The sequence below is a fragment of the Chitinophaga sp. 10T418 genome (assembly GCF_056394125.1).
Window position 1 is genome coordinate 99,033 of the sequence record NZ_JBFTHG010000021.1, and the last position, 6,159, is coordinate 105,191.

At 46.3% G+C, this 6,159-nt stretch carries 4 protein-coding genes; 3 read left to right on the forward strand and 1 reads right to left on the reverse strand.

The window, feature by feature from the left end; translation table 11 throughout:
* Nucleotides 1-39: 39 nt before the first annotated feature.
* Complete coding sequence (locus AC1DCV_RS34335) at nucleotides 40-1,302, reverse strand: amidohydrolase family protein (protein WP_477027420.1); 1,263 nt, start codon at nucleotides 1,300-1,302, stop codon at nucleotides 40-42.
* A 351-nt stretch (nucleotides 1,303-1,653) separates the two neighbouring features.
* Between AC1DCV_RS34335 and AC1DCV_RS34340 the strand changes: the two genes are divergently transcribed.
* The 3 genes from AC1DCV_RS34340 to AC1DCV_RS34350 all read left to right on the forward strand — a co-directional run.
* Nucleotides 1,654-2,241: a phage tail protein gene (locus AC1DCV_RS34340; RefSeq protein ID WP_477027421.1), complete on the forward strand. Its 588-nt coding sequence runs from the start codon at nucleotides 1,654-1,656 to the stop codon at nucleotides 2,239-2,241.
* Between the two features lie 31 nt (nucleotides 2,242-2,272).
* On the forward strand, nucleotides 2,273-3,442 hold the full coding sequence (locus AC1DCV_RS34345; protein WP_477027422.1) for an ABC transporter substrate-binding protein: 1,170 nt from the start codon (nucleotides 2,273-2,275) through the stop codon (nucleotides 3,440-3,442).
* A gap of 8 nt (nucleotides 3,443-3,450) precedes the next feature.
* A partial coding sequence (locus AC1DCV_RS34350) for an Ig-like domain-containing protein (protein ID WP_477027423.1) occupies nucleotides 3,451-6,159 on the forward strand: 2,709 nt, incomplete at its 3' end.

Here is a 6,159-nt window from a genome sequence, read left to right on the forward strand (position 1 = left end):
TGATCGGCTGTTCCGGTAACAGATCTTATCAATGACCCGTTAATCCTGGCGGATTACTTTTCCTTCTTTCATCACAAAACTGGTATGCTTTATTGCATCAATAGTGTCCAGGGGATTTGTTTTCACCGCAATTATATCAGCAAAAAATGTGGGTGCGATGATGCCTCTTTCTTTTTCTATGCCCAACAAGGTTGCTGCATGAATGGTCATGCACTGCAGGATATAGTCATTTGGAATTTGCGCATCTTTCCACGTCTGCAGCACTTCCAGTATCGTCTGTGCCCTGTCTTTTCCCGGGATATCAATGATGATATCGGATCCAAATGCCATCGGAGTGCCGATTTTGTAGGCACGTTTCAGCCGGTCGATATTTAGCTGATAATATTTCAGCGCTGTAACCGTATCTATGCCATAGGTTAAACTATTATTGACGGAAAGATCGGTTCCGACTAAAAAAGTGCCTTTGGATTTCATTAAACGCAGCAACTCATCATCCAGTTCCACACCATGTTCAATTGCCGCGGCTCCTCCGAGAATCACATTTTTAGCAGCTTCTCCTCCCTGCACATGAACGGTGACCTTCATACCTGCACTTTTTGCTTCGCCGACTGCAGCTTCAATTTCCGCCTGGCTATAATGATAAGCGTAGGAATCTGTCACCAGCTTAATCACATTCGCCCCGTAGTAGATATTTTTCCTGACGGCTTTCCGGATTTCGTCCGGGCTGTTGGCATCTAAATATTCATACTCCCATAAATGTTCATGTTCAATATCAGTAGCAGTTTGCCCGCCATAAGGGCTAATGATTTTTCCTGCATAGAAAATGGTAGGACCTTGTATCCATCCTTTCTTAATCGCCCTGATGACATCTGCGGAGGCGTAGTTGCCATCGTTACCTATTTCTTTTATAGTAGTAAATCCGTTCGCCAGCAGTATCTCCGCATTATGTGCACCACGCAGTGCACGTAAGGCAGTGCTTTCGGTTACATACATATGTTCAATGGCTACTTTCTTATAAGGAAATGCTACCGTCATATGAACATGGCAATCCATCAGCCCCGGAAGCACCCATGAATCTGATAGGTCTATTATCTTATCTGTTGCAGTATAAGGTATACGGGCGCCCATTTGTTGAATTTTACCATCCTTCACCACAATGATCTGTTTGGACAGCATTTTACCGGTTCGGGCGTCAAAAACATGTCCTGCTTTGATGATGGTGGTTTGGGCATTTACAATGCCGGCAAATAGCAGGCAGGTAAGAAAGGTTAACCGGTGAATGAGCCGTGTGTTAAATTTCATATTTTCCCTCTTGTTCAATTTTAAATATATGTATAAAAAACATTTTATAAAAATCAGATAGTGTTCCTATTGCACCCATAAGAATTTATCTTTCCGCCCAATGGCTATCCCACTGAAATGGGACCGCAGTACAGGAATCCTAACCACGGGAGAATTCCCGGTACATTATTAAATGGAAAATCCTATCTTTATCAAGTACACACTTTAGTCCAATTAATAATTGATAAAATTTTATCCTTAGTCGTTGAAATCCTCAAGAGAGCCAGACTATTTCCTCCTCGGGAAATAACGTGATAGTTAGCTTCAAAATAATTCCCCTGTCATTATTCTCTAACCTTTATACTATTCGTTATGGAACCGTACCTCGCAATGGTCATTTTATTCGGCGGTAATTTTGCCATCAGAGGCTGGGCCCTCTGCTGGGGACAACTATTATCTATCGCACAAAACAGTGCGCTCTTTTCCCTGCTCGGCACCACTTATGGTGGTGATGGTGTGACTACTTTTGCTTTACCGGACCTGAGAGGCAGAGCCCCTATTGGTTGGGGACAAGGCCCTGGTCTTTCCTCTTATGTTATCGGTCAGACAGGGGGTACCGAAAATACCAGTATTCTCCTGAACAACATGCCGTCGCACAATCACCAGGCCACCTTCAGTCTGACGGCTGCCCCATCGGCTAGTACTGCTGTTGGCACCACCACCACCCCTGGCGCAACCCTGGTGCCAGCTACGCTACCTTCTATTGGAAGTGGTCCATCCGCCACTCAGATTAAAGGTTATGCTGTTCAGGACAACACCACCACACTTGCACCCGGTGCAGTTGCGGGCACTATCACGATTGGAATTAGCGGTGGCAATCAACCCATTTCCATTTTGAATCCTTATCTGGCAATGACTTATCTGATTGCACTCGAAGGCATTTTCCCTTCAAGAAGTTAAGGGTCACTATTAAATATTTACGAGCAATAACATGTCTCAAAACCCGTCCCTCACAGTAGGGTTCCTGACTCCCTATTCGGGTATATACCCTTTTTTCTCCCATCATCTGATTACCGGATGGTTAATCGGTATGGGCCTGGACCCCGTGCGGCAACGTACCATTCAGTTCATACCGGAATTTACACACATGGGAGGAATAAAAGCCAGTGAAGAAGCCGCCCGTAAGCTGCTTTTTTTCAACAGAGTAGATATACTTTCCGGCCTTATCAGTTATAAATCAATACCAGACCTGGTTCCCCTGATAGAGATGGGAAAAAAGCCCGCCTTCTTTTTTGATATGGGAGAATATGTACCTCACTTCCCCTATCTGAGTCCCGATATATTTTACGCCTCCCATCAACTCTGGCAATCGCAATATGCACTGGGCCACTGGGCACAAAACACCTTTGGTGACGGAGGACATATGATCATGCCTGTGTATGAAGCCGGCTATCATCTGAACAGTACTTTTCAGCAGGGCACTGCAGCAGCAGGTGGTACTTCCCTCCAGTTAAATATACTCCCATTTGATCCACAGGATCCTCATAAACTGGACACCACCGCAATTTTTAATAAATGGAAAAAAGAAAGACCCACCTATGTACATGCTATTTTCTGCGGAAGCCTGGGCCTGAAATTCCTTGAACAATGGATACAGAGTGGCTTGCACAAAGAAGTACCATTACTTGTGCACGAAGCCATGGTGTATGATGATATTCTCGAAGATGTAAAACATGCAAACCTTGAACTGTACACCTCCCGCTCCTGGATGCGGGAAGATGAAAACAGGGCCAATCAGTTGTTTGTAAAACAATTTGAAAACCTGGCAAAGCAACCAGCCAATATCTACGCCCTGATGGGCTATGAAGCAGGATTGATATGGAAAGAATTGTTACCACATGCCCGGAAAAAAGATTGGGAAAAAGTAAAGCAGCAACTACGCACAGAAGTGATACAGGGCCCCCGTGGAGAAAAGAATTTCTATCCTTTATCTGGCTTTGCACTGCCTTCCTCCAACATTATAAAGATTAACACTTCCAATAATCAAATTCATAAAATTATTCTTGATCAGGGAAAAGGGATGCGCTTTGATGCGAAAGAGCTTGAGGTGATCCATGAAGGCACCGTGTCAGGATGGCAAAATCCTTTCCTCTGCATTTAACAGATGCTATGAAAAAATTTTACATCAGGTTTCTACAAATACTCTTATGGGTATTGGGTAGCATAATTGTGTCCGATAAAGCGACCGCACAGTATACCAGCAGCGTGTTGGAAACAGGTAAGTTTTATACTGCCATCGCGAAAGACAATCTGGATAATATTTACATAGCCGCCTATAATTCGGCGACCGACAAATACCAGGTGCTCAAATATACCAATGGTACAGGCAGTCCTACCGCTATTTACCAGGGATTGTCCTATGCCTCAGAGTACCCCTGGAGCATTGCGGTAAACAGTGCCGGCGATGTATTTGTTATGGACCCCGATCCAGGCAGTAACTGGCGGATCATTAAACTGGCAGCAGGTACTTATGCCTCCTCTGTCATACAAACAGGACGTTTCTTCACCGGGTTGACCGTTGATAATAGCAATAACCTGCTGACGCTCGAATATGATGCCGCAACGACTAACTATCGCGTAGTAAAATATGCTGCAGCCAACTTAACCGGTGCGGGAACAACTATCTACAACGGACTGCCGCTGGCCGTAGGTTCAGGTACTTATCCCTGGGGCATTGTCACCGACCATGCTAATAATATTTACATCACTGACTTTCCCAACAATAGCTTTAATGGCCGGCTCATTAAACTAACAGCGCCCGGCTATGCCGCCACCACTCTGGGTAGCGGAAAGGGCTATTCCTCTCTTGCCATAGATGATCAGGATAATCTTTATACAACAGAAAGTACCAGCGGCACTGCTGCTCATGTTATGAAATATACGGCTCCTGTTGGCATCGGAGCCACAGGTACTGAAATTTTTAATGGACTGACGATTGGCAGCCTCTCTTTTTATCCCTGGGGAATAGCGGTCAACAGTCATGGCGATGTTTTTGTAGATGATGGGGCTTCCACCGGAAGTGGCCGGGTTATCAAACTATCTCCTCCTTCTATTTCTGTAAGCAGCGTCACTAAAGTAGGCAGCAGTCCTACCAATGCTGCAAGCGTACAGTACACCGTAACCTTTAGCGGTACGGCTACCGGCGTTACCACTTCTGCCTTTTCATTAACCACCAGCGGTGGTGTTACCGGCGCATCTATTTCAGGAGTTACCGGCAGTGGCACTACTTATACCGTCACTGTCAATACAGGCACCGGAGATGGTACGCTGCGTCTGAATGTAACCGGCACCGGCATGGGAAGTACCGTAAGTAATGTTCCTTTTACCACCGGAGATGTTTATACCATTGACAAAACCGCTCCTACGGGAACGCTTACGATCAATAGTGGCGCCACTCTTACCAATGCGACCGCAGTCACCTTAGGCATTACAACCGCTGGAGCTACGCAGATGCGCTTTTCGACGGACAATGTAAGTTTTTCCGCCTATGAAGCAGTGGCCGCTACAAAAGCATTTACGCTGCCAACAGGTGACGGACTCAAAACCGTATACATGCAATTGACGGATGCAGCGGGAAATACGCAAACTGTACAGGCACAAATTACGCTGGACCAAACGGCGCCAACTATTACAGCTGTAGATATTCCAGCCAACGGCATCTATCACCTCGGTGAAGGACTCCGTTTCAAAGCACATTTCAGTGAGTCTATCGCCGTAACAGGTACGCCTACGCTCGATATCACTATCGGCGGCACTACCCATCAGGCTACCTATCAAGGCGGTACCGGTACAGATACATTGGGTTTCCTCTATATAGTACAGGCCGGAGATGTAGATATGGACGGTATCACACTGGGCGCTGCGCTCACCGGCACTATAAAAGATGCAGCCGGTAACAATGCAGCACTCACGCTACCTGCAGTAAACACCACTGGTGTACTTGTAAATACAAACATACCAGGTGTAACGGTGACAGCCAGCGCAACGTCTCCATTAAATCAACCATTCACAGCTACGATTACTTTCACTGAAGCGGTGACTGGATTTGTAGTCGGAGATATCACCGTTACCAATGCGACCTTAAGTGCATTCCAAACAACAGACAACATTACGTATACTGTCCTTGTCGCACCAACCGCAGATGGCACCGTAACCCTTCAGGTACCAGCCAGTGTAGCCGTGAACGTGGGTAGCAACAACAATACGGCTTCCAATATGCTAAGCCGCGTTTATGATGGTACGGCGCCTACTATTACAGCTGTAGATATTCCAGCCAACGGCATCTATCACCTCGGTGAAGGGCTCCGCTTCAAAGCACATTTCAGTGAGTCCATCGTTGTAACGGGCACGCCTACGCTCGATATCACCATTGGTGGCACTACCCATCAGGCTACCTATCAGGGCGGCACTGGTACAGATACATTGGGCTTCCTATATATAGTGCAGGCCGGAGATGTAGACATGGACGGCATTACCCTTGGCGCTGCGCTCACCGGCACTATAAAAGATGCAGCCGGTAACAATGCCGTACTTACACTTCCTGCGATAAATACCACAGGTGTACTGGTGAATACAAACATACCAGGTGTAACGGTGACAGCCAGCGCTACGTCTCCATTAAATCAACCATTCACAGCTACGATTACTTTCACTGAAGCGGTGACTGGATTTGTAGTCGGAGATATTACCGCTACCAATGCTACGTTAAGTGCATTCCAAACAACAGACAATATTACCTACACTGTACTGGTAACACCTACTGCTAATGGCACCGTGACTATCCAGGTACCCGCCAGTGTAGCCGTGAACGTGGGTAAC

What these genes read in the sequence shown, in the direction of transcription:
- AC1DCV_RS34335 (WP_477027420.1), bottom strand. Translation starts at nt 1,302, where the DNA reads ATGAAATTTAACACACGGCTCATTCACCGGTTAACCTTTCTTACCTGC.
- AC1DCV_RS34340 (WP_477027421.1), top strand. Translation starts at nt 1,654, where the DNA reads ATGGAACCGTACCTCGCAATGGTCATTTTATTCGGCGGTAATTTTGCC.
- AC1DCV_RS34345 (WP_477027422.1), top strand. Translation starts at nt 2,273, where the DNA reads ATGTCTCAAAACCCGTCCCTCACAGTAGGGTTCCTGACTCCCTATTCG.